This window comes from Pseudomonas mercuritolerans, from assembly GCF_025706525.1.
Lineage (GTDB): Bacteria > Pseudomonadota > Gammaproteobacteria > Pseudomonadales > Pseudomonadaceae > Aquipseudomonas > Aquipseudomonas mercuritolerans.
On sequence record NZ_JAMSHA010000003.1, the window covers coordinates 154,640 to 178,734 of the forward strand.

The 24,095-nt window shown below is 59.6% G+C and carries 6 protein-coding genes; 5 read left to right on the top strand and 1 reads right to left on the bottom strand.

From position 1 onward, the window contains the following. Position 1: 1 nt before the first annotated feature. A complete protein-coding gene (locus ND528_RS09190; RefSeq protein ID WP_263470165.1) occupies positions 2-13,348 on the bottom strand; it encodes a hemagglutinin repeat-containing protein in 13,347 nt (4,448 codons plus the stop codon). Between the two features lie 446 nt (positions 13,349-13,794). Between ND528_RS09190 and ND528_RS09195 the strand changes: the two genes are divergently transcribed. The 5 genes from ND528_RS09195 to ND528_RS09215 all read left to right on the top strand — a co-directional run bounded on the left by ND528_RS09195 (position 13,795) and on the right by ND528_RS09215 (position 24,037). Further along, positions 13,795-17,379 (top strand): toxin VasX, encoded by a 3,585-nt coding sequence (locus ND528_RS09195; protein ID WP_263470166.1) that lies wholly within the window; start codon positions 13,795-13,797, stop codon positions 17,377-17,379. After that, positions 17,369-18,484, top strand: a complete 1,116-nt coding sequence (locus tag ND528_RS09200) for a hypothetical protein (RefSeq protein WP_263470167.1) — start codon at positions 17,369-17,371, stop codon at positions 18,482-18,484. The genes ND528_RS09195 and ND528_RS09200 overlap by 11 nt, the downstream gene beginning before the upstream one ends. A gap of 77 nt (positions 18,485-18,561) precedes the next feature. Further along, entirely contained in the window at positions 18,562-19,806 is a 1,245-nt protein-coding gene (locus ND528_RS09205; protein WP_137214982.1) for an exonuclease SbcCD subunit D C-terminal domain-containing protein, read from the top strand. Next, positions 19,803-23,444 carry an AAA family ATPase gene (locus tag ND528_RS09210; RefSeq protein WP_263470168.1) on the top strand — a complete coding sequence of 1,214 codons (3,642 nt, stop codon included), beginning with the start codon at positions 19,803-19,805 and terminating at the stop codon, positions 23,442-23,444. Before ND528_RS09205 ends, ND528_RS09210 begins: the two co-directional genes overlap by 4 nt. After that, positions 23,441-24,037: a glutathione S-transferase gene (locus ND528_RS09215; protein WP_137214980.1), complete on the top strand. Its 597-nt coding sequence runs from the start codon at positions 23,441-23,443 to the stop codon at positions 24,035-24,037. The genes ND528_RS09210 and ND528_RS09215 overlap by 4 nt, the downstream gene beginning before the upstream one ends. Positions 24,038-24,095: the final 58 nt, after the last annotated feature.

The window sequence follows — 24,095 nt, forward strand, 5'->3', positions numbered from 1 at the left end:
CCTATGGATGAACGATTACACCACCGTTCAGAATCCCTTCCAATGCGTTTGCGGGCACTGAGTATGTTGACCCGACGCCTAATGGCCAGGGATCGCGAATACCAGCCATTCCATTCTCCACAGAGTCCACAACAATTGCATGAAGCCCCCCCAGCTCGGTTCGCACATTTACGATCACAGCGGCACCACTTTTTGTAGCACTTGTAATTGTCTTCACTGTTAAATCACTTGAATACGTAGCCGTCCCGGTGAAGCCCAGATCCTTCAATCCGTTAGGAACATTTGAAAGAAATGCGCCGTCTGCCTCCATCAATATTGCTTGTCTGATATAGGCCTCAGGTGTGTCCACCAAGTTTGCGGCCATTTTACAACTTGCTGCAACACATGAAAAATCAAATGCCTGCCCGATCGTTTCGCCTTTTGGTGAATAGGGCGTGCGATTGACGTTGGAAAACAAGCCCTCGCCATTACCCGCCAGCCCCCCACCCGTTTTGGGTGGCTTAACCGGATCCACCACCGGTACATCAGTATCCCGCACTGCACCCGGTAGCTTGCTGATCTGGGTTTTGACGGTGTCCAGATCAAACGATGCCCCGATCTTTTTGACAGTGTTGACCGAGACATCAATACCCATCCGGGAAAGGGTCAACGCGCTATTTGCTGAACTGCTCCCTCCGCCAGCCAGCAGTTGCACAACCAGCGCCACCGCTTGCCCCATTTGCCTGCCGAGGTTTTCTGCGTTCGCATCACCGCCTTCGACAAGTGCTTTTCCGATCTGGTCAATTTGCGATTTGAACGCAGCACCAATAGCCTCCCCCAGCAGCGCCTGAGCCTCAGCAGATCCAGCGAACTCCACGACAGCGTCCCAACTCTGTACAGGATCCCTCATCAACATGACGGCGCTATCCAAGGTTCCTAGCCCCGCCCCGGCCATACCATCGGTAAAACCTTTGAGTACACCAGACCCGGTCAGTAAATCCTGCCGCGAAGACTGAATTTGCCACTTGGCCGCAATTGCCAATTTTTTCAGGACATTGGGCTCGGCATCGATTTCTTTCATGGCCTGAACGTATTGCTGCGTCGCCAGCCAGTTGTTGTCGATATTCGCCGTAGCTGCGTTGTTCGCTGTGGCGGCGCCATTCGGATTACTCATGGCCGCAATACCGGTCACCAGGCTGGTGATGATATTGCGTTTGGCTTCGCGCTCTATCGCCGTTTCATTTGGATCGGAATCGGCGAACAATCCAGCCAGCACGCTAGCTGCTGAACCGCCCAAAGCACCTGCCGAGCAGGACTGATTACTGGCCGCCGCACCGGCGCAGCCAAGAATGGCATGCAAGGCGGCGTGTGTAGGGCTTCCTTCCTTCAGGCCCTTTTTCACCAGGTCACCGATATAAGAAGACCCTTGCTGCTGAACGTAATTGACTACCATGTTCTGCGCAAATTGCGCACTGCTACCACTCACGTTGCCGCTTATGCCAGCGACCAGAGCTGTCGCGATTTGACGGTAAGTACCGCCTGCGCCCCAGTTATCACCGATCTCCTTGATTTGCTGCTGGAGTTGTATGTAGTTCTCGTGATGAGCGAGCTGAGCTGTCTCAGAGAGGTTTGGATTCAGGGAAGCCGCCAACTCAAGATCAGCCTGTTTTTTCTTGTTATCAATCTCCCGCGCACGGTCTTCAACGAACTGAGAAACGTTTTGCACAAACTTGCCGACAATTTCAAAATTCGCATCGATTTCCTCGGCATTGAAAATCGGTTTGAGTTTATTGCTGCCATCGCGATCACTCGAAACGTCCTGGTTTATAGCCGCAGTGGCCTGCTCCGCAGTCTGCCCAGTGAGTTCCTGCTGTTTAGCGCCATTGGTGATGGTCACCGCAGCACCACTGATCCCGCTGCGTGTGGTGCTACTGGAACTATCACTGGCGAAGAGAACCACAGGTGTGGTGGCACTTACACCATCCTTGCTGGCGACAACTGGCCCCCCCCTGTTGGCGGTGGCGCTGGCATTACCATTTTTGTCTCGGCCGATGTCGCCGCCATAACCACCACTCAAATTGATGCTGCTGGCGTCGTAATCAGCCTTGTTCTTGATGTCGGAACTAGTCAGCGTGCCAGTGCTAAGGGTGTTTTTACCGTCAGCGACCGCTTTGTCGGTACTGGCGATCACAGCCCCGACCAGATCGGTATTACCCTTGACTTCAACCTGGAAACCACCGTCGCCTGCCTTGATGCCCGACTGCTCGGAAACACTGGCGTACTCGCTTTGCATGTGCTGCGCAGCGATGCCGCCGCTGACGCTGCTGGTGCCGTAGCAGAATGGCGGCACGCAAATGCTCACTCCGACATTCGCGCTCATCTGTTTGGAGGTATAGGTGCTGGTGTCCTGCTGGCTCTCGACATTGAGATCACCGCCGACTTTCACCTTGACCGTTTCCCCCGTAGCCACAGCCCCTTTGATGTTGGTGTCGCCACCGCTCTCCAGGCTGAGCGTCTGGCCTGACTTGATCGAGGTATTGGTGTGGGTGACGTCATCGCCATCGCTGCTGCCCCGTCCAACGTTAGCGGCGAGCTCGAAGGTAATGCCGTTGCTTTCGCCGAAGCCAAAACCGATGCCTGCGCTCCAGCCACTGTTACTGTTGGCGCTTTGTTGATGCGCGGTGTTTTGCGCGGACAACAGATTGATTTCGCCATCGGCTTTCAGGCTTACATCGCCACCGCCCTCGATCCGGCTGCCGACAACATTGATGTCACTGTCAGCGCCGGCACCCGTTGCAACGATGTTGACCTTGCCTCCCGCGACCACATCGCTGGCAACAACATTGCGGCCACTCTGGCTACTGTTCATCTTGCTCTGACTGTTACTCAGATTGACGCTGACCTTAATGCCACCCACCGGGTTCTGCATCATTGCCTGACCGGCATCCATTGCCTGATTGGCACTCATGGCCGCGTTCACCGCAGCCAGTGCGACCATGCGGTCATCACTGGTTTTCTGCGCCGCCTCACCCATTTGCTGAATGCCACGCAGAGCATCAACCAGGGGAATATTGACGGTCCCGCCGATTGCCGTACGGCTCGTGCTGGCGGTTTTATTGGAGTTGAGCGTGTCGAATCCCGCTTCGATATCGACGTGTTTGGCTTTTATGTCGATATCACCCTGAGGAGTCACCAACTGGCTCGCACTTTGGGTGTAATGATCACCTGCTGACAGGGAAATGTTGCCACCGAGGGAGGCGATTTGACTGCCCGACTGACGAGTCGACGTGTTGTCGCTGGTCTCTTTCGTTTTGACGATCCCGGTCGCGCCCTGCCACCACGAGCCGACTTCGCCGACTTTTTTGCTGCCGGATTTCGAGCTTGAGGACGCATAATTTTCGGCGCTGGTGATCTCCAGATTACGCCCTGCATCGATACCGATATTCTTGTCGGCCACCAACGTACTGCCCTCGACGACAGAATCACGACCGCTGTTGATTTGAATGCTGCCAGCGCTGATATCGCTGCCGGTACTCTGCGTGGACGATTGTTGCGATCGCTGGGTTTTCTGCGTATTGGAGAGCCACCCCGTAACCGTCATCCCTGTCTTGCTGGAGCCTTTCGACTGACTGGAAGTCAGGGTTTCTTCAGCCGTGCCAATCAGAACGTCATTGGCCGCTGTGAGCTTCACTTCATTTTCCGCACGCAGCGCAGCTGCCTGCAGGGTAATGTCGTGGCTCGACTTGAGCTCGATATCCTTGGCGCTGAGTTCGGTGCTGTTCAGACGCGTCTGCGTCTGCTCACTACTGCTGGACTTGCTTCTGTTCCAGCTTTTCTTCGACGACGCACTGGCCTGGCTGTAAGAGTCTTGAGCTGAAAGCAAGTTGATGTCGCGGCCAGCGCTAGCTAGCAAAGTGCCGTCACTGCTGAGTTTGGCACCGGTCAGATTGACGTCCTGCCCGGCCGAGACAACCAGTTTGGAGCCCGCCTCGACGGTCGAACTGACGGACAGGACCGTCTCACTCTCACTCATCGTCGACTTTTTCTTGCCGAAGGAGCCTTTTTTTGTTTTCGAGTAGTAGTCGTAGTCGACGTCTTCTGCGGTGGCGATATTGACGTCATCACCGGCGAACAAATACGCCTCGTTGCTGGCGCTGATACGACTCGCGATCAGATTCAGGTCGTTTCCGGCGCTGGCAGCAATATCGCGACCTGAGCTGATAACGCTCGACTGCTGGGAAACGTTGATCGACTCGACTTGCTTGCGCTTGCTGCGCGCCGAAAACTCACTTTCATTCGCTGCCGACGTTACGAGTAAATCGTTGCCCGCGTTCAGGCTGATGTCGCGTTTCGCATCCAGCCGACTGGCCACGATTGCCACGTCGCGATCGGCACTGATCGACAGATCCCGCCCGGACGTTACTTCGGCGCCGTGCTGCGTGATGCTCTGATTGAGGAAACTGCTACCGCGCGCATTCGTGCTCCGGTTCTGGACCGAAGTGATATTGACGTCGCGATCCGCATCAAGCGTCATGTCCTGACCGCTTTTGAGCACACCGCCGATGTTATTGATATCGAGGCCGGCCTTGATCGTCAGATCGTTGGCTGCTTCGATTCGCGCGGCGTTGTCCAGGTAGTCACGATGGAACACGTTGCCACCGCGGCTGACATCTACGCTGCTGACGTCGCGCTGGTTGATCACGCTGCCGTTGGTGGCTGTCAGGCTGACATTCTTGCCGGAAATGATGCCGCCGGACTTGTTGATGATGTCGTTGCCGGCCTTGAGCGTCAGGCGTTCGCCCGCTTCGATCAAGCCGCTGTTGGTGAGGTTATTGCCTGCTTCTGCCGAGAGGTTGTTCGAGGCGCGCAGCGTACCCGCGTTATCGAGATTGCCGCCGGCGATCAGGGTCACGTCTCCACCCTGAATCAGTGCCCCATTTGGCGCCAACCGGTTATTGGCCTGGGCCAGATACAGCACCGGCACCAGCACTTTTTCACCATTCACTTCGTGCTCTTCAAGCCAGACGATGTCATGGGTCAGTGCTGCCACTTGCTGCGCGGTCAAGGTGACGCCCATCGACAGGTTGAGCTGGTCCTTGCTGGCGATGGCGTTGTTCATCAGGTACTTGAACATCGCTTCGTCGGAAGTCTGGCCGTCGATGAAGCGCTGACCAGTACGGGCGACCACGGCCTGCTGCACCAAGCGTTGTTCAAACAGGCCGTCGCCCAAGCGCTTGGCGCTAGTGTCGGGGTCGTAGCCGAGCTTCTGCAGCAGGTAATCCGAACTCTCGAATTTTTTCAGGTCGGTGAGTACCGGATTGGTTTCGATCAGGTATTTGTGTGGGTTGGAGCGCACGCTGGTGTCAGGCAGACCCTGTACACGTGGCACGTCAAAGGAAACATTGCCCCGATCAGGCGCTGAAACCCGGACAAGTCCGCCGCTCTCGGCGGCATTGACGCTGATCATTGCGGTCTTGTCGTTGAGATTCAGCGACTGACGATCAGCCAGTGCCAGTTCACGGTTTTTCACCGAGACCAGGGCGTTATCGTCGATCTTGAACTCGGTCGCATGTCGGACCGGCATCCCGCCCGCATGAGTCGAGGGTGCGGCGCTGATAGAGCTGATCTTCCAGGCTTCGGCGGCCACCATTGCCGGTTCGCTACCGTCCTTTTTGCTCAGACGGAACAGGCCGTTGTCGCCGCTCGGCAAGGTGAAGCCCGGCAAGGCCAGGGGGTTGACCTGCTGTTGGGCCAGGTCTGGAGGTAGCTGCGCGTTGATGCGAATGACGGTTGGCGTGACCTGGCCGGCCAGTTGGGTGGACCCCAGGCGCGATGCTCCCCCGACCGATGCGTTGCCGTTGCGGACAACACCGTTGTCGATTTTGTTGGTTGCGTTTATGTAAACGGTGCCACCGGCCTGGACGACCGCGTTTGCATTCGATGTCGGGGTACTTTCAGTGACGGTGTCTCTGGTGAATACCGCGTTCTTGAGAAAGTCCGGGGCCTCTGCACGAACGCCGGTGTCATAACTGGGCGCAGCGTAATGGAGCTTTCCAGAATCGTATTCGACAGCGATCGAGCCGAACGTGAGGTATCTGATAGCTTCGCGACCACCCTGACGCCCGCCAATCCGGGTCAGCGACTCAACGTCATTCATATCCCAGACGTGAATATTGGGAACCATTGTTCTTTTGCCGTTCAGCGCTCCGATGTAACCGGAGTCGTAATCCGGATCGTTGGCCGCGTTGTAATTCAAAACGTCCTGCCAGAAGCCCCAGCTTCGGGCTGCACGCGGCGCATCTAGCCAACGCGTAACGGTGTAATCCCCCGCCGTCGCCCCTTGGTTAGTAAAATTCTCAACGTTGAATGTAAGATTTCGACCAGCGCTGACAACCGACGCATTATTGATGAATTCGCGTCCGTTCCCCGTAAGGTCGCGCCCGGCCGTCAAGGTGCCTGATGCCGAATCCCTGACAATGGTTGAGTGGTATTTTTCAACCCAGACCAAGTGACTCGGCAGGCGACTTTCGAAATTGATGCCACTGAACGAGGTGCACGTCGTGCATCGAACACCAATGGTTCCCGAGACCAGCCCGCCACCGGCAGCAACTTCAAACACATCCTTGCGATTCTCGATGTGATCGGCCGACAGACTCAGATCACCCACACTTTCGATGGTCGCCGAAATGTTATTGATCGAAGAGCTCCAGCCGTTGCTGTCGTCGCGGGCAATACTGATATTGCCCATGCCATAGATGTCGGCGTAACGGTTGGTAAGCGACCCGACGCGCAGGTTCATGTCACGGCCGCTGAAGATCAGACCGTTCTCGTTGAGCAATGAATCACTGGTGATCCGCAGATTGCCAGCGCTGCCCAACGTCCCGTTGTTGACCAGCGACGCAGTATTGACGGTCAGGCTGTCGGCCGAGGTGAGCCGGCCTAGATTGGACAGGGTGCCACGGCTGGTGACCGTGGCGGTCGATGCACCGGTGATGCTCGCCACGCTGCTCAAATCGATGCGCGAAGCCAGCAGCCCCAGATCGCCGACACTGCTCACCCGCCCATTGCCGCCGTAATTGCCGCTCAACTGAATATCAAGCCCGCCATCACTGGCAATCAACCCCTCGTTCGTCCAGTTCCCGCCACGCCCCACCAACTGATTCGAAGCCAGCAACTGCCCACTCGCAGTCTGCACAAAATTGCCGACATTCACCGTCAACCGCCCCGCCTGAATCACGCTGCTGTTGGTCCAGCTGTCCGCGTTCAGGGTCAGGCCGCCACGGGTCACCAGTGAGCCGCCGGCGTTCATTACGTTGGCGGTGGAGATGCCGAATTCACCGAGGCCGACATGGGTCACTGTGCCGCCAGCGTTGAGCAAGCTCGGTGCGGCGAGGGTGAAATCGGTGTTGGCGGTTTCCACCAGGCCGTTGCGGTTGTCGAACTGGCTGCCGATCTGGAAATCGGTTTTGCCGCTGCCGCCGAGGGCGCGCAGTTTGCCGCTCTGGTTGTTGAGGTTGGCGGCGCGAATGGCCAAGGTGCTGGCGCTTTCAATCAGGCCGCCGTTGTTGGCGAGATTACCGCCGAGGCCAAGGTCGATGAGGCTGCCGCTGACTTGGCCGGCCGTGTTGTTCATTGAACCGGCGATGACGTTCACCTGGCCGCGGGCATAGATGCCGCCGCCACTGTTATCTAGGGCGTTGCCGCCGGCGTTGAGCAGGATGTCGCCGCTGTTGGCGGCAATGCGCCCGCCGTCGCTGTAGATGCCGCCCAGTGCGCGCAGGTCGAGGCGGCTGCCTTCGATCTTGCCTGACTGGCCGTTGCGCAGGACACCGGTCAGACGGGTTTGCAGCAGACCTTTGAGGCTCGACAGCACGCCGCCTCGGCTGTCGAGGCTGGCGGCGGTGAGGTTCAGATCGCCGTTCTGCGCGATGATCTTGCCGCCCTGGTTGTCGATTGCGCCGTTGCCCGTGTTGACGGTCAGCGCGGTCATGCTTTGCACCGCGCCGCCGGCGTTGTTCAGTGCGGCTGCGGTGAGGATGGCGTCGGCGGCGCCGCTGGAAATCAGGCCATCGCCGTCGTTGCGCAGCAGGCCGCCGGCGGTGAGGTTCAGTTGGCCGCTGCCCGCGATGGTGCCGCGCTGGCTGTTATTCAGATCGCCGCTGGTGAGCAGGCTCAGCAGGCTCTGGCTGATCATCTGGCCGCCACGGTTGTCGATGCTGGTCGAACGCGTCAGCACCAGCGGCCCGGTGCTGCCGAGCGCGCCGTTGACGTTGGTCAGCGCGCCGAGCAGGTCGAGTGTGACGCGATCATCGCCGACCAGACTGCCGCCGCTGTTGTTCAACGCACCGCCGGTGAAGGTCAGGGCGTTTTTCGCATTCAGGTTACCCGAGGCATTGTTCAGGCTCGCCGCCCGGATATCGAGGGCGTCGGCGCTTTTGATCAAACCACCGGAGGCGTTGTTGAGTTCGCCGCCGAGCACGGTCAGGGTTTGCTTGCCGTCGCTGGTCAGCGTGCCGGCGCTGTTGTTCAGGCTGGCGGCCTTGATGAAAAGCTCGCCCTTGCTGCCGACGCCACCCTGGCTGTGGTTGATCAGCGCGCCGCTGAGGTCGATGCTGACATTGCCGAGCTGGCTGGAGATCGCGCCCCCGAGGCTGTTATCGATAGTGCCGCCGGCCAGGGACACGCCGGTCCAGCCAGAGACCAGTCCGCCCTGATTTTTCAGCTCGGCCGCGGTGGAGGTCAGTTGCTGATTGCTGATCAGATTGCCGCCGCGATTGTCCAGGCTGTTGGCGCTAAGGCTGAAGCTGTTGACGCTGGAAACCTCACCTTTCTGGTTGTTCAGGTCACGCAGGGTGGCGATGCTCAGCACGCCTTTGCTGTTGATCACGCCGTCCTGGTTATTCAGGTCGCGCAGGTGCGCAATGCTCAGCGCGCCTTTGCTGCTGATCACCCCGCCCTGGTTGTCGAGATCCTGCGCGGTGGTGCCCAGATCGATGGCGGTGCCGGCGGCGCCCACCAATGTGCCGTTCTGGTTGTTCAGGCCGGTGCTGTTGAGGGTCAGTTGTTGCGCGGCGCGGATGCTGCCCTTGTTGTGGTTGTCGAGCAGGCCATCGACGGTCACCGAGATATCGCTGTCACTGAGCAATACGCCGCCATCGCTGTTGTCGAGACTGGCCGCGCGAACCTGCAATGCTGCTGCCGCGATCGTGCCTTTGATCGAGGTCAGGGCCTTCTCAAGGGTCAGGCTCAGTTTCTGATTGCTCAGCACTTGGCCGCCGCTGTTGTCCAGCGATTTGGCAATCAGTTCAAAGGCCTGCTCGCTGGAAATCTCGCCGCCACGGTTGTTCACCTCAGCGAGATTTTTCAGCAGCAACTGCCCTGGCGCATTGATCACCCCGCCGTGGTTGTTCAGCGCACCACCGTGCAGGTCGACGCTGACGCTGGCGTGGCTGCTGAAGAGTTTGCCGCCCTGCTGATCGAGGCCCTGAATATCGGCAGTCAACGCATTGCCAGCGCCGAGGCTGCCAGCCGTGTTGGTCACTTTGCCGGCGCTCAACTCAAGCTGATCGGCGGCGTAAATGCTCGCCTGACTGTTATTGAGTTCGCCGGTAGTGATGTGCAGATTGCTTTTGCTGCTGATCACGCCTTTCTGCTGGTTGTCCAGCGCGCTGCTGGTGAGCGTCAACGCTGCATCGGTCAGCAACTGGCCGCCACGGTTGCTGACCGCACCGCGTGTGTCGACGCTGAGCGCTTTGGCGCTGGACAGCGTACCGCCATCGTTATTGAGGCTTTGCGCATCGATCGCCAGCGCACCTTCGCTGAACAGACTGCCCTGCGCGTTGTTCAGCTCACCCGAAAGAGTGATGGCGAGGTCTTGTTGCGTGGCCAGGCGAGCGCTGTTTTCCAGACTTTTGCCGACCAGCGTCAGGCCGGTAGCGCCGGACAGCACGCCGTTGTTGCGGTTGATCACCTCGTTGACGGTCAACGCCAGATTGCCGCCCGCCAGCATGTAGCCGCTGTCGCTGTTGTCGAGCCAGGCGCCGATCAGGCTCACGCCGGCCTTGCTCGACAGTTCACCGCTGCGGTTATCGACACGGTCGACGACCAGTTGCAGCGCTTGGGTCGAACCGACCAGGCCCTCGCGACGGTTATCCAGACGCGCCGCCGTGAGCGTCAGGCCCTCGTCGGCGATGACCACGCCAGCCTGGTTGTCGAACAGATCGGTGACGGTGAAATCTACCGTGCCGCGCCCGCGAATCTCACCGCCGCTGTTGTCGAGGCTGGCACTGCGCGCTTGGAGGCCAGCGGAGGCGATCTGGCCTTTTACGTTGCTCAGCGCACGGTCGATGACCAGGGTGAGTTTTTCATTGCTGAGCAGCTTGCCGCCGTCGTTGTTCAGGCTTTGTGCGTTGAGGTTCCAGGCTTTGGCAGCGGAGATTTCACCAGCGCTGTTGTTCACATCCTTGAGGTTTTTCAGCAGCAGTTGGCCCGGCGTATGAATGTTGCCGCGCTGGTTATCGAGCAGGCCATTGTTGAGGTCCAGGGTCAGGTCGCCGTTGCTGAACAGCTCGCCGCCGTCCTGCTTAAGCGAGGTGACGGAAGCCTGCAGGGTTTTCTGGCTGCCGATGATGCCGCCGGAGTTATCCAGGTGCGCGGTGGTCAGCAGCAGCGTGCCGTCCGTGGCGAGACTGCCGCCCTGCCGGTTTTTGAACTCACCGGTGGTCAGGGTCGAATCGGCCTTGGCACTGAGGATGCCGTTGTCGCTGTTATCGAGACTGCCGCTGGTGAAGGTCAGACCCTTTTGCGAGGCGATCAGCCCGCCCTGATTCTGCACGCCAGCGACGCTGGTCAGTGCCATCGCTTCCAGGCTCGACAGCTTGCCCAGGCGATTGTCGAGGCTGCCGAGATTCAGGGTCATCTGCCCTTCACTGCTGATCAGGCCTTGCTGGTTGTCGAGGGCATTGTCGAAGGTCAGGTCCAGTGTGTTCTGGCTGACGATCCGCCCGCCCACGTTGCTCAAACCGATGCCGCTGAGCGTCGCCGCGCCTTTGCTGAAAATCAGGCCATTGGTGGCATTGATGATCTGCGCGACTTTCAGGCCCAGCGTGGTGTCGGACAGCACCTTGCCGCCCTCGCTGTTGTCCAGGCGTGCGCCATCGATATGCAGGTCGAGTTGGCTCGAAAGCGTACTGGCGCGGTTGTCGATCTGGTCGACATTGACGGTCAGGGTCTTGAGCGACCCGACCAGGCTGTCCTGGCGGCTGTTGAGAGTCTTGCCGGTGAGTTTCAAATTGCCTTCGGCAACCAGTTCGCCGGTTTGCTGAGTCAGGTTGTCGATGCTGGCGTCGACATCGCCCTTGCCGGAAATCCGTCCGGCATCGTTGGTGACATCCCGGGCTTTGAGGTTCAACAGTCCGGTCGAGGTCAGCAAGCCGCCGTTGCTGTTGTTCAGCGTACTGCCTTCGAAGGTCAACGCTGCCTTGCTCTCGGCGCGGCCCTTTTCGCGGTTATCGAGATTATCGATCAGCACCGTCATCGCTTTGTCGGCGCGCAACACACCCGCACGGTTGTCGGTGGTCGCGCTGCTGACGGTCAGGGTGTCGAGACCGGAAATCTTGCCGGCGCGGTTATCCAGGCGCGTGGCCTGCACGTCCATCGCACCGTTGGCCAGGATCAGGCCCTTGTTCTGGTTGTTCAACTGGTCGCTGATGCGCGTGGTCAGCGTGCCTTCGCTGGTCAGCTGGCCTTGCTGGCTGTTGTCCAGTTGTTGCGCTTTGATCGCTACGGCCTGTTTCGCGCCGATCCGTCCGGTGCGATTGTTGATGGCGCCGAGGGCGGTGATGTCGAGCAAACGGCCAGCGGTGATCAGGCCGGCGACATTGTCCAGCGAGGTGACCGTGAGTACTACGTCGCTCTGGCTGCCAAGTTCACCGTTGCTGTTGAGCAACTGACCGATGTTGCCGGTGAGTCTGCCATTGCTGGTGAGCGTGCCTTGATTGTTCAGCACCTGATTGCCAATGAGGGTCAGGCTGTTGTTGCCCAGCACTTTGCCGGCGTTGCGGTTGTCCAGCGTGCCGGCGGTGATGCTCGTGGTCTGGCCGCTGAGCAGGCCATTCTGGTTGTTGAGGGTTTGCGCGGCGTTGACGGTCAGGTTGCGGCTGGCGCTGAGGCTCTTGCCACTGTTGTTCAGATTCTGTGCGCGAAGGCTCAAGTCACCGTTGCTGTTACGGCCGCCGTCAGCATTGACGCCGGCTTCGATGGCGCCGGCGTTGGTCAGTTGCCCACCGGCGCTGAGCACCACGCTGTCGCGGGCGGCCAAGGTCTGGCGGTTGGTCAGGTTGCCTTGGGTCTGTACGTTGAGCGACGTGCCTGCATAGATCGGAGCTTGCGCGTCGAGGCTGGCGGCTTTGACGTTGACCGCGCCGGTAGTCGAGGTGTCGGCCAGGCTTAATTGCCCGTTCGCGTCGATTTGGATATCACCGCCACTGGCGATCAGTTTGCCGTCGAGTTTCACCCCGACGCCGGCCTCGGTGCCGACCAGTTTGATCGCTCCGGCGTACATGCCGCCGAGTGCCGAGGAGTCGATGGCCAGTTGCGGTTTGGCGCTACCGTCGTCGGCGCGGGCCATGGCGTTGAGGCTGTCGGCGTTAACGTCGTTGCGACCGGCGACGATGGTCAGGTTCTGCGCTTGAATCTGCGCATTGATCTTGGCGCTGCGGGTGATGATTTCGAAGCGGTCGATATTGGTTGCGTTGATGCCCGCGCCTTCGATAGCCACGCTGCCTTGATCGACCTGAAAGCGATCCAGCCGACCGTTTTCCAGCACTGGTTTACCGGTAGTCAGCGTCACCCGAGGTGCGTTGATGAAACCGCAGCCATTGCAGGTGATGCCGTAGGGGTTGGCGACGATGACCCGCGCCGACTGTCCGGCAACTTCGGTGTAGCCGCGCAACTGGCTCGGATTGCCGCTGATGACTTCGTTGAGAATCGCCTGCGCCGAACCGCTGTTTTTCAGGTTCGGGTTGCCGATGACGTGCCCGCCCAATTGCGTGTACGTGGTCTGTGCCGCGCCGTTGTTGAGGATGACGCCCTGTGCGCCGACGTTGTAATCGTGGAACTGGTTGTGCGACAGGCCACTGGCGTTGGGCGTGGCGATGTTGACGATCGGCACGCCGTTGCCGGCACGGTCCAGCGTGGTATTCGGGTTGGCAACGACGATGCCATCGGCCCGCGCCCACAACGGTTGCCAGAACATGACGTTGGCCAGCAGGAACGCCAGTCCGCGCTTGGGCATGCCGAGGAACTGCTCGCGTTTGGCCACGACGGCAGAAGGCTGGCGAGCGAGGAATGCGTACTGGCGAACGTCCATGTAGAAGATCCTGCAACGGGCAATAATCGGTCTGATCAGGTGCCATGCTCCGCAGGAAAGCGGCGCGGATGAGCGCAAAGAGTCGCTGGCATCCCTGCAATAGCGCACTAGTATCAAAATAGTGGCGCGATATTAGATGGCCACTATTTTGGCGTCAATTAATGGATGCGTTGAAAAATCGATTTCGATGAGCGGTACAGCTCAAATCCGTAGGCAATGAGCGTGTTAACGGATCTATTTATCAGCGTCGGTTTGCGAGCGCGGGTAGGCCTTCAGCGTTACTCACGATTCATCCGAAGTAACCTCTGTAAGATTTCGGACGATCCCTTGTAGGTTTCATCCCGAGTGTTCGATTCCTACGCAAAACACAGAAAGATCTGACTGCTGTCGTTTTTCAGATACACGCACATTTCTCTGTCACAAACAGACACAGGGAAATGTGCTCAATGATGCACCCCGCCAACCTCGCGGCAGCCGCCGCGTCCAAAGCCCCGATCATCGGCCCCGCCGCCTGCCCCTTGCGCAACACCCACGTGCAACTGCTACCCCTCGCGTACGGCCTTGTCGAAAAACCCTTCGACCCCAGCAGCGAACTCACGCTGCCGTACACCCTGACCACGCGCCCCATGGGCATCCGCCGCCTGCGCGATGGTTGGCTGTACATCGTCGACAGCCTCAGCGGTGAGCTCTATGAATACCGCGTGCTTGAAGGCGTCATCAGCGCAATGCTGCATCGCGGCAAAAGCGTCAGCGAGGAGCAGCGCAGCGCCATCGAAGAACGTCCGGCGTTGATCTTTTCGCGCAAGAGCACCCTTTACGTGACCTTTGCCGACGTGCAGTTGAGCGCGGCGAAGTGCCAACAGGTGCTGGACAGCGCGGAGGAACGCGAGCACTTCATGCAGGCGGTCGATCTTGGCCCGGTGCATTGTCTGATCGGCGGCGAGCATTTGCTCACCGTGGCCCAGGCGAAACAGTGGCTGGCGGAAGTGGCCTGCACAGCGAAACCGGTGGCCGAGGCCGACGCAACGCGGATGCCGACGGTGCAGGTCAGCGATGCGCCGGAGCATGAGCGTGAGCCCTATCTGTGGGAAAACCCGCGACGTTTTCGCGAGGCGCATATCGGCGAATTTCTCGGGCGGGTGCGCGGGCCATATCAGGACGACACGCTGTTTCTGTTGGTCAACGACGACCTCGGGGTGATGCGCGATCTGGCCGATTATCAGGACCTGGTGGTCGGCTGGATCGAGCAGTGGAGCAACACCGACAACAACGAGCGCGACTATCTGCTGGCCAGTTACATCGAGTCGCTGAGCCAGCTCGGATCTCAGGACTTCGACGCTTTGGCCAAGGCCAGCGATGATCCGCGCGCCCAGGCATTGTTCGCTGAACTGGAGCAATTGCCCGAGCCGGATCGGGAAAATACCCGGCAGGCGCTGCTCGACTATTTGAACAAAGGTGGTGAGGTTGTCCCGACCGATACCCAGGCTCGACCTGAACTGCAGCAACAGCGCGAAAAGGCACTGGACGAGTCACTGGCGCTGAACCGTTTCGACGGCGTCGCCCCTGATTTCACCGCGCACGCTCGCGTCACCGCCGAGGCGGACCGACGCTTTTACACCCGCGAATATTTTCTCGAAGTGGCCCCCGCCGAATTCGTCGAGCGCCACCTCAGCACACTGGTCGAGCTCGGCAAGGATCAGAACCGACGCATGAAAGACGTGCTCGACGGCCCGCTGCTCAGCGGCAAACGCGGCATCAACGACCTGATCGAACGTCCGGCCATGGACGAGGTGCTGAACAGTCATCGCGACAACCTCGGACGCTGGAATCGCCTGCTCGAACGCATCACCGCCGACCGCGCGCAACTGCTGTGCGCAGAGCGTTTCCATCGCTCGGCGTGGTATTTCGACGGGCAAGTGCAGATCGATCAGGCGCTCGCCAGCGAATATGCCTGCCTCAAGGACATCGGTCGCAGCGACTCGGCCAATGAGCAAATGCTCGGTTACCTCGAACGACACCCGCAACTGACCCGCCCGTTGTTCTACACCTTGCCGCTGCGCTTGCAGACCGAGCAGGCCGGGCAATATTCAACGCTGTTCAACGCCGGCATGGCGATGTTCAACAACCTGCCGGACTGGCTGGCCAAATTGCAGAGCATCGAGCAGCCGCAGCTGCCGGCACTGGACGACCTGCCCGCACACAGTCGCGTCTTGGCGGACGCGGTGCAAGACACTTACAGCCCGGCGCTGAACCTCGGCCTGAGCCGGGCGCTGGAAGGCTTCGATCTTGCCGGCGAGAAAATCCCCGACCTCGACGAACTGTTCCTGCGCCTGCCCAAGGCCCTGCGCCTGCGCGTCTTCGACGCCGCGCGAACCAGCGGCGTGACCTTCACCGTGTCCACCCCGGCGGAGCAAGCGGCGCTGCAAGCCACGATCAAGGAAGTGCTGCGCGAACGCGACTACCTGAAGACCCTCAACCGCGAACGCAACCAGCTCACCCACAACAAAAACCGCCAGGGCCACAAAACCGCCCGGGCGGTGGAATTGCAGCAGGAAATCGTCCGCGTGCGCACGCAACTGGCCTTGTTCGAAGGAAGGCTGGCGGCAGCGTTAAGCCCGATCGACGAACTGCCGGATCGCTCGGCGCGACTGTATGGCGCCACCCCGGCGAAAGCGGGCGTGACGGTGGTGTTTCCGCCGGCGCAGCACGGGGAATTGCGTGGGTTGCTGGAGAATATTCGTGCGGGGGTGGCGGGCGTTTCGAAGGCGAGTCTGGTGCGGACGGAGGGGATGGGGTTGTTGGTGGTGTTGGTGCAAGTGGTGAATTTGGTGGGGGCTTTGCGTGAACTGCGCAGGCAAACCGCGAATAAACGGGTTTGGCAGCCATTCGCCAATGCGATTGTCGCTACTGGGGCTGCAGGATTTACTGCCGCGCAAAGTCTTGGGGATACAGCCTTGAAAAACCGCAGTTCATTTCTGGCGACGAATCTTCAGCAGGCGGCGCTGAAAAACGTGCATGTGCAGTTGGGGAAACTGCATATTGGTCTGGGCAGTTTCACCTATGCCTTGGGTTTCCTGTCTTCGCTGCAAAGCGTGAAAAGCCATTATGCAAACTGGCAACAGGCCGTTCGCGGCGGAAGCTTTCACGCCGAGAAAAGCACTGCGTTGGCCGCGATTGGCGCGTTGGGTTCAACTGCCAATAACGGGTATGCCTTGAGCCATACCATTCACGCCGGGCACAGAGTTTTGATCGCCGAAAACGCAGCGGCAAGAGCCGCAGCCTGGGCCGCTGCTGGCACACGCCTGTCTACTGTTTTCTTTCGTTTTAACCTGGCCGGTGCGTTATTCACTGTGCTTGAACTATCGGGGGTCTGGCTGTTCAGCCGTTACAACATCAGCGCGCATGATAAATGGCTGAAAATAACTCCATGGAGCCGGGATCCGGATATGCGTGGTGATCATTCGCTCAAGGATTATCAAAATTATCTGGCTTTTTTGATTCACGCGCCCTATGTGCAACTCGGCGTGCAAGCGCATGACTCTCGACTTAAAAGCTTGCTGCTGAAAGCCAAGCCCAGCGATATCCATCTGGTCCTGCCTCGATTGACCTTGAAGGATCTGACACCTCCCTTGGGTGGGAAGCCGACGCATCACTTAGGTATCGGCGCGCACCGCATTTCAGTTCCATTACACAGCCGAGGAACGCCACGAGAACAGCGGGACGTCATCAGCGACGAAATCGTAAAGAGTCTGCGCATCGTCAAGTCCATGCCGGAGGGACTGGTGCTCTGTCTTCAGTACCCGGTAGCGCCCGACTCGGAATTTACCCCAGCAAAAGAAACACTCGAGCTGGCCATCCGCATTCAGGCTCTGGATGAGAATGGTCAATGGGTATCACGAACTCGGGTGATACATGTTGAGCCTCGCGGGAAAGGTCATTTTCCGGTGGTTTCACCTGAGCTTGTAAAAGACAAACCACCTGTACTGTTCATCGAAACACAGTTTCTGGACCCAGCCGACCATGCCGAATGACCAAGACAACGCAAGCAACCAGGCCAGGCAGGCGGGAGATATCGAACCGTTTCCAAGCGGAAAAATTACTTATCTGGCACCGTTGCCATTGCCTACCGTACAGCAACCCTTTGGACCGCAAATCGGTGAACTGAATCACGTCTTCATGGAATTCGGGATAGGACCGCCGCAAGTGTTCATGTGGCAGGTAACAGTAGGGTTGCCCTTTAGTGCAACCTTCATGATCACGTGCCTTTTTCCCGCAATTGCTGGTTTTATGTTTTTTCTGGCAGGTTCGGGGTGGAATGACATATGCGGCGCCATCGAAGGAGTTTTCGATGCTTTGATTGGTACGGGCTCTTTGACCATTTTTTGTTGTTTGTGTATTAACCTGGGCGTCTGGCACCACGTCCACAAAAAACGCCTCTCCCTCATCCCAACCCGCTTCAACCGTCAACGCCGCGAAGTCTGCTTCATGCCCGAAGGCGCCACCGAACCAGTCTTCGTTCCATGGGAATCGCTCAGCGCCTGGATCATCGAAGCCCAAGGTGCCAGCCAGTTCGGCGTCCATCGCCAATACGGCATGGGCATCGGTTTTCATCACGGCGAAACTCTCACCAGCCTCGAATTCCAATGCGCCGGCCTGGAGCTCGCGATCAGTCATTGGGAAGCGATTCGCGGTTACATGGAGTACGAAGTCAACGACCTAAAATCCATCCAGGACTTGCAGGATCTGCAAGGCCCGGACGACCCGCCTCACGAAGGCCTGCACACTTTCCGTAACGCCCGCGCGCGGATGCATCAGCAGATCCGTGAAGGCCGCCGCTCGCGGTTGTCGGGGTTCTTCTGGTACCTGTATCACGTCATGACTTTATGGACGATTCCAAACCGTCTGCTCGAATGGGAAATTCGTCGGCTGGAAAGAATCGGCAAACAGGCGCTGCCGGAAATCATGCGCGAATGGTCCGAGCCATTGCCGAAAGAGCAATGGGCCAAGCCCAGCGAAGAGCTGTTGCGACTGAGCGAACAAGTGCGGCAGATGCACAAGCGCCAGCCGCATCGGCAGATTACCGAAATATTCGCCGCTGTCGGTGCAAGCAGACACACGACAAGGCAAGGGGCGTGATTTGCCAGTAAACTCCCCTCCTCTCGCCGCCCTTTGTTCCTCGCGGCCACCCTCTTGATCAAAATGCGGAGTCCACCTTGCGTCTGTTCCACACCTCCGACTGGCACCTTGGGCAAAACCTGCACGGCCAGGAGCGCGATTTCGAGCACGCGTGTTTTCTCGAATGGCTGCTGCGCCAGTTGCACTTGGCGCAGCCGGATGTGCTGCTGATCGCCGGCGATATCTTCGATACGGTCAATCCGCCGGTCAAAGCTCAGGAACGCCTCTACGATTTCATCGTCAGCGCACACGAACAGCAGCCGCTGCTGACCATCGTGATGATCGCCGGCAACCATGATTCCGGCTCGCGGATCGAGCTGCCGGCGCCGTTGATGCGGCGTTTGCGTACTCACGCGCTGGGTCGGGTGCTGTGGCTGGATGACGGGCAGCTCGACGCCGAACGTTTGTTGCTGCCGCTGCCGAATGCCCAGGGAGAAATCGCCGCGTGGTGTCTGGCGTTGCCATTCTTGCGCCCGGCGGAGGTCACTGGCGCGCATCTGGGCGACAACTATCTGCGCGGCATCGGTCAGGTGCATGAATGGCTGATCGCGGCGGCGAATGCCAAGCGTCAGCCCGGACAGGCGTTGATCGCTATCAGCCACGCGCACATGGCCGGGGGCTCGGTGTCGGAGGATTCCGAGCGCAGCCTGATCATCGGCAATGCCGAAGCCCTGCCCGCCAGCCTGTTCGGCGAAAGCATCAGCTATGTCGCCCTCGGCCATTTGCACAAACCGCAGAAGGTCAACGGCGAGGAGCGCATCCGCTACAGTGGCTCGCCGATTCCGCTGTCGTTCTCCGAAATCGGTTATCAGCATCAGATTCTCGATGTGGTCCTCGACGGTGAAACCCTGGTCAGCGTAGAGCCGAAATTGATCCCGCGCTCGGTCAATTTGCAGCGCATCGGGCCGGCGCCGCTGGCCGAGATTCTGCTGCAACTGGCCGACCTGCCGAACATCGATCTGCTCGCCGAAACCCAGCGCCAGCCATGGCTGGAAGTGCGCGTGCGCCTCGATGAGCCGCAGCCGGATCTGCGCCATCAAGTGGAAACTGCGCTGCAAGGCAAAGCCGTGCGTCTGGTGCGCATCGCCGCTGAATACGCCGGCAACCGTGGTGCTGACGGCAGCGAGGACGGCACCGCGCTGATCGAACTTGATCAACTGACCCCGCAGGAACTGTTCAGCCGCGCCTGGCTCGACAATTACGGCAACGAGGTCGACGAGCAGACGCTCAAGGACTTCGCCGAACTGCTGCAGGACGTGCAACTGGAGGGCGAGCAGCCATGAAAATTCTCGCCATTCGTTTGAAGAACCTCGCCTCGCTGGCCGGGCCGTTCGAGATCAATTTCACCGCTGAACCGCTGGCCAGCGCCGGCCTGTTCGCAATCACCGGCCCGACCGGCGCTGGCAAAAGCACGTTGCTCGATGCCTTGTGCCTGGCGCTGTTTGGCGCTGTACCGCGCCTGAACAACACCGGCCGCGATGCCAAAGTCCCGGATGCTGACGGTGAAATCGCCACTGGCGACCCGCGCACCTTGCTGCGACGCGGCACCGGTGAAGGCTATGCCGAAGTGGATTTTGTCGGCGTCGATGGCCGCCGCTATCGCGCGCGCTGGGAAGCCAATCGTGCTCGCGAGAAGGCTGGCGGCAAGCTCCAGGCCAGTCGGCAGAGCCTGCGCGACATCGATCAGGATCAACTGCTCGCCAGCCAGAAAGGCGAATACAAAACCCAGCTGGAAGCCGCGCTGGGCCTGAACTTTGAACAGTTCACTCGCGCTGTGCTGCTGGCGCAGAGTGAGTTCAGTGCGTTCCTCAAGGCTGACGACAACGACCGCAGTGAACTGCTGGAAAAACTCACCGACACCGCGCTCTACACCCGCCTAGGCCGTCGCGCCTTCGACAAGACCAAAGAAGCCCGCGAAGCACACAAGCTGTTGCAGGATCAGGCCACCGGTGTGACGCCGCTGGCACCGGAAGCCCGCGCCGAACTCGACGAGCGTTTCAACACCGCGCAGCAACAGATGAAGGCGCAACAGGCGCAGCTCAAACAACTTGAGCAACAACACAGTTGGCTGAAGGATTTGCGTCAGTTGCAGGACGCGCAAAAAGCCGCCAGCGAACAACTGCAAACCGCGCAAAAGCAGTGGCAGGCACTGGCCGGCGAGCGGGTGAAACTGGCGCGTCTGGAACAGCTTGGCCCGCAACGTCATCAGTTCGCGCGCAAGGCTGAGCTCGATGCGCTGCTGACGCCACTGGCGACGCAGATTGCCGCGCACACGCAACAACACGCGGCGTTGGGCGAACGCCAGACGCAACTGGAACAGAACCTCGACGCAGCGAAAGTCGCCCTGAGCGCAGCGCAACAGCGCCAGAGCGAAAACGCGCCGTTGCTGCGTCAGGCATTCGAAGAGCAAAGCACCCTCGCCCGCCTGATCAAGGACACCGCCAGCAGCGCCGAAGCCCGGCAAGCGGCCGAGCAAGCGTTCAAGGATGGCCAGAGCACGATTCAGGCTTTGCAGGAAAAACAGGCTGAGGTCGCCGAGCGTTTGCAACGCATCGCCACCGAGCTTGAGCAGAGTGCCCATCTGGCGCCGTTGAGCGATGCCTGGAGCGCCTATCGCGATCGTCTGCAACAGCTGATGCTGATCGGCAACCGCTTGAACAAGGGCCAGAGCGAACTGGCGTCCCTCGAACAGAACGCCGCGCGCAGTGCTGAGCAACTGGCCTCGCACAAACAGCAACTGGAAGTGCTGTTCAAAGAGGCTGGCGCAGAGCCGGACGCAGTCGCCGAACAGATCGGCCTGCTCGGCACCTTGCTGCAGGACAACCGCAAACAGCTGCGCGCAGTCGAAGACCTGGCGCGCTTGTGGGCGTCTCAGCAGGATCTCGACAAGCGCAGCGCCGAGTTGCAACAACGTCAGCTCGACGCGCAGCAGCAACGCGAACGCCTGACCCAAGACGGGGTGAAAACCAAGGCCGAACTGACCGTCGCCGAGCAGACCCTCAGCGTCACTCGCGAACTGCTTGAACGTCAGCGGCTGGCGCGCAGCGCCAGTGTCGAAGAGTTGCGTGCGCAGTTGCAGGACGATCAGCCCTGCCCGGTCTGCGGCAGCAACGAGCATCCCTATCACCAGCCCGAAGCACTGCTGCAAAGCCTTGGCCGTCACGATGAAAACGAGCAGGCCAACGCCCAGCAAGTGGTCGATCAGCTCAAGGAAAAACTGATCGAGCTGCGCGGCGAAGTCGGTGGCGTGATCGCGCAACAGAAAGAGCTGCTGCAACAACAGGAACAACTCGCCGCCCAGCAACAAGCCCTCGCGCCAAGTCTTGACGCGCATCCGCTGGCCGCGCAGCTGTTCAACCAGGACGCTGACAAACGCGACGCCTGGCTCAGCCGCCAGACCGAGCAATTGAACCAGAGCATCACTCAGGACGAACAACGCCAGAGCGCCCTGCTCACCTTGCAACAGGACGCGGCGCGCTTGTCGCAGCAATTGCGTCAGGCTGAAGCGGCGCATCAGCAAGCGGCGCAACAGCTGAGCCATCAGCAGCATGAACTCAACAGCGATCGTCAGCGCCTGGAAGAAGAACTTGCCGCGTTCGGCCCGCTGCTGCCCGCTGACACGCTTGAAGCCTTGCGCCTGGAGCCGGCGGCAACGTTCATGCAGCTGGACCGGCAGATCGCCGAGCGTCTGGCTCAGCTTGAACAGCAAAAGGAAGAGCTGAGCGAACAGCAGCAACGCCAGCAAACTTTGGAAAAAGAACAGGATCGCCAGCAGCTGCGCACTCAGCAGTTGCAAAGCGCCGAGCAGCAATTCGCGGCGTTGACCGAGCAGCAGCAACGCTGTCAGGAAAAACTCGCGCAACTGATCGGCGAACACAGCAGCGCCGAACACTGGCAGCAGCAACTGGAACACGCCGTGGAACAGGCGCGCAGCGCGGAAACCAGCACCGCTGAGGAGCTGCAAAGCGTGCGCACGCAACTGGTGCAGATCGCCGCTGAGCTCAAGGCCCAACAGGAACGCCTGCAAGCACTGCAAGCTGAAGACCAGGCACTCGCCGGCAAGATCGCCGATTGGCGCGCCAGTCATCCGGAACTGGATGACGGCGGCCTCGAAGACTTGCTGCGCTTCGATGACGCGCAAGTCGCCGAACTGCGCCAGACCCTTCAGCACAACGAAAAAGCCATCGAACAGGCCCAGGTCTTGTTGCAGGAGCGCGATCAGCGTCTGCTCGATCACCAGGCCCGGCAGGACGGCGATCTTGACGCGGAACAGCTCGACAGCGCCCTCGCCGAATTGCAAAAGCAGTTCACCGTCAGTGAGCAGCAATGCGCCGAATTGCGCGCCGAACAGGTTGAGGACCATCGCCGGCAAAATGCCAATCAGGCGCTGGCCCAACAGATCGCCGACGCCTACGCCGAGTATCAGCGCTGGGCACGGCTCAGTGCCTTGATCGGCTCGGCCACCGGCGACACTTTCCGTAAGATCGCCCAGGCCTACAACCTCGATCTGCTGGTGCATCATGCCAACGCGCAGCTGCGCCAACTGGTCAAACGCTATCGCCTCAAACGCGGCGGCAGCATGCTCGGCCTGCTGGTGATGGACACGGAAATGGGCGACGAACTGCGCTCGGTGCATTCGTTGTCGGGCGGCGAAACGTTCCTCGTATCACTCGCCCTGGCGCTGGGTCTGGCCTCGATGGCGTCGAGCACGCTGAAAATCGAATCGCTGTTTATCGATGAAGGCTTCGGCAGCCTCGATCCGGAATCCTTGCAACTGGCCATGGACGCCCTCGATGGCTTGCAGGCGCAGGGACGCAAGGTGGCGGTGATTTCCCACGTGCAGGAGATGCATGAGCGGATTCCGGTGCAGATTCAGGTGCGGCGTCAGGGCAATGGTCTGAGTACGCTGGAGGTGAAATGAACACACTGTATTCGTTCCGCCGCTGCCCCTACGCGATGCGTGCGCGAATGGCCCTGCGTTATGCGGGCGTGCCGGTGGAGATCGTTGAGGTCAGCCTCAAGAACAAACCGGCGCAGATGCTCGCGCTCTCGCCCAAGGGCACCGTGCCGGTGCTGAATGCCGATGGCGTGGTGATTGATGAAAGTCTGCAGATCATGCGCTGGGCATTGGCGCAGAATGATCCGGATGATTGGTTGCTGGCCGGCGACTCGTTCGCAGCGCTTTGGATGGAAAAACTGATTGAGGGTAATGATCAGATTTTCAAATCGGCATTGAATCGCTACAAGTACGCCGAGCGCTACCCCGAGCAGCCGATGGAAGCTTATCGAGCTGAAGGTGCGTTGTTTCTGCAGAAACTGGATGAGCTGCTTGAAGGACGTGACTACTTACTGGCCGAGCATCCGAGCCTCGCCGACATCGCCCTGCTGCCCTTCGTGCGACAGTTCGCTCATGTTGATCGCGAGTGGTTCGCGCAGACGCCTTATGTTCGCTTGCAGGCCTGGTTGCAGCGCCTGCTCGAATCCGAACTGTTTACCTCGATCATGAAGAAGTAACCCTCTCTCCCTCTTGATCGTTCCCACGCTCCGCGTGGGAATGCAGCCGGGGACGCTC

Coding starts and splice junctions, on each gene's coding strand:
- ND528_RS09190 (WP_263470165.1), bottom strand. CDS start 13,348: ATGGACGTTCGCCAGTACGCATTCCTCGCTCGCCAGCCTTCTGCCGTC.
- ND528_RS09215 (WP_137214980.1), top strand. CDS start 23,441: ATGAACACACTGTATTCGTTCCGCCGCTGCCCCTACGCGATGCGTGCG.
- ND528_RS09210 (WP_263470168.1), top strand. CDS start 19,803: ATGAAAATTCTCGCCATTCGTTTGAAGAACCTCGCCTCGCTGGCCGGG.
- ND528_RS09200 (WP_263470167.1), top strand. CDS start 17,369: ATGCCGAATGACCAAGACAACGCAAGCAACCAGGCCAGGCAGGCGGGA.
- ND528_RS09195 (WP_263470166.1), top strand. CDS start 13,795: ATGATGCACCCCGCCAACCTCGCGGCAGCCGCCGCGTCCAAAGCCCCG.